The 375-nt window shown below is 41.9% G+C and carries 1 protein-coding gene and 1 pseudogene; both read right to left on the bottom strand.

All coding sequences use genetic code 11. The features are described 5' to 3' along the window. Positions 1-63 (bottom strand): helix-turn-helix domain-containing protein (locus OCV61_RS19025; protein ID WP_158421987.1); only part of this gene is annotated, 63 nt, incomplete at its 3' end. Continuing rightward, positions 60-375, bottom strand: a pseudogene (gene tnpA / locus OCV61_RS19020) (IS200/IS605 family transposase); the annotation flags it as partial. The gene OCV61_RS19025 and the pseudogene tnpA, both read right to left, overlap by 4 nt.

The raw sequence follows: 375 nt of genomic DNA, 5'->3' as shown, positions 1-375 counted from the left end.
TTTTCCAAGGAGTATCTTCTGTTCATCTGTTGGATAGATCCGGAAACGATATGCTATGTTCAATACTTTTTCTCTCCCTGAGTTTCGATGTATTGGCGGATTACTTCAACTGGTACCCCTCCTGCCGTCAAAAGGCAGAAACTCTGGCTCCAGAATGCTTCTTTCCAAAGTTTTTCCCGGATTTCCGGATACTCTTTTTTCAGCAGCCTGCTGCTGGCACTTTTATATGCATTGATAAATTTACTGAGTTCCGTTTTAGGCTGTGCGCGAAACATTACATGCACATGGTCAATACCATGATTCCATTCCTCCAGAACAATCCCATATCAGGGAGCAATATATTCCCATATCTCTTTTGCTCTTTCTGAAATTGGA

The organism is Blautia ammoniilytica (assembly GCF_025566965.1).
Classification (GTDB): Bacteria; Bacillota; Clostridia; order Lachnospirales; family Lachnospiraceae; genus Blautia_A; species Blautia_A ammoniilytica.
This window is presented reverse-complemented; position numbering and strand designations above follow the sequence as displayed.